The following is a 1,357-nucleotide window of genomic DNA, read 5'->3' as shown; positions in this document are numbered from 1 at the left end:
TGAGCTAGCCCCTCTAATCTTGGACAAGCTTTAATATGATTTATTAAACACAGTTTCTCAATAAATTTAACTACTTATGCAGCAAATTTAATTCCTGAAACTAAGTTGTTAAGAAGGTTTTTATAATAAACTGCTGGTGGTATTTTACCAACAGATGAATGTGGTCTTCTATTATTGTATTTGTCAATAAATTCAGCAATAGAATTTCTACAGTGGGTTATGCTCCGATAATGTTTTCTATAGACTTCACATCTTTTTAGCGTACCGTGAAAGCTCTCAATATAACCGTTTTCTTCAGGTGTATTTACCATTGTTCTTTCATGAGATATATCAAGTTCTCTAATCCTGGTCTGAAACTCTCGACTTCTAAATTGAACACCATTATCAGTTCTTAAAACTAGATCATCAGTGGTTCGATTTTCGGCTGCTTTATCAAGAGCTTTAAGGGCTTCTTTTGTTCGGCATCTTAGGCTTTCGTGATGCCCTACAATTTCTCTGGTAAATACATCAATAATATCAAACATATATACCCACTGACCACTATTATCTATGTACATCTGGACCATATCCATCTCCCAGAGCTGGTCAGGTCCAGTTAGTTCATGTTTCTGTCTTAATTGATATTCTTTAGGTTTAGGCACTATCTTATCCTGCAGGAGGTCTAAGACCTTCATAATGCGGTAAATTCGCTTGTGATTAACTTTTAGCTTTTCTGTATAGTTTAAGTAATCAGTTACCATTCTGTAGCCTAGATGAGGAGACTCTTCACAGTAATCTTTAACCAGTTGAACAACATCTTCTTCTGGGACTAAATTACCATCTTTATCATAGGCTGGATGACCCGTATAAAGTTGATCTTCAGTGTTAGTATTTTCGTCTTGATCATTGCTTTGGCGATAGTAATAGGTACTTCTAGCTATATTAAAAGTTCGGCACAGTTCTGTTATAGTATAATCTGATTTAAGCTGATTGATTATCTTGATTTTATCAGCAGTATTTAGTTCTGCCAGGGCTTTTTTTTTAGAATTTCCATCTGAACTTTTTGCTGACCAATGATTTTTTCCATCTCTTTGATTTGTTCGTCTTTTTCTTTAAGCTTTGCTTCCTGTTCAGTAACAGAATCACCACTGAGCTTGCTCATGCCACCGTCTAAGAATTCATTCTTCCAGAGATAAATGGAGCTGCGACTGACATCATATTCATCGACTAGATCAGATATTTTTTCGCCTTTGATAACTCGAAGAACAATTTCCATTTTTTCATCAGGATCATAAGATTTAGCCATTTGCTTTTACCCCCTGTAATTATTATAAGATGTTTAATTGGTCTCTGTCCAATACTCTTAGGGGGCGTTACA

The 1,357-nt window shown here is 35.3% G+C and carries 2 protein-coding genes; both read right to left on the bottom strand.

Features of this window, described 5'->3' with window-relative positions; genetic code table 11:
* Positions 1-74: 74 nt before the first annotated feature.
* Positions 75-974, bottom strand: coding sequence for an IS3 family transposase (locus DFR79_RS16040; protein ID WP_243727833.1), 900 nt, complete (start codon positions 972-974; stop codon positions 75-77).
* A gap of 23 nt (positions 975-997) precedes the next feature.
* On the bottom strand, positions 998-1,285 hold the full coding sequence (locus DFR79_RS16035; protein WP_133516459.1) for a transposase: 288 nt from the start codon (positions 1,283-1,285) through the stop codon (positions 998-1,000).
* Between the last annotated feature and the right edge of the window lie 72 nt (positions 1,286-1,357).

The organism is Halanaerobium saccharolyticum (genome assembly GCF_004362045.1).
Lineage (GTDB): Bacteria > Bacillota > Halanaerobiia > Halanaerobiales > Halanaerobiaceae > Halanaerobium > Halanaerobium saccharolyticum_C.
Note: the sequence above shows the minus strand (reverse complement) of the source record. Positions and strands in the feature narration are given on the sequence as shown.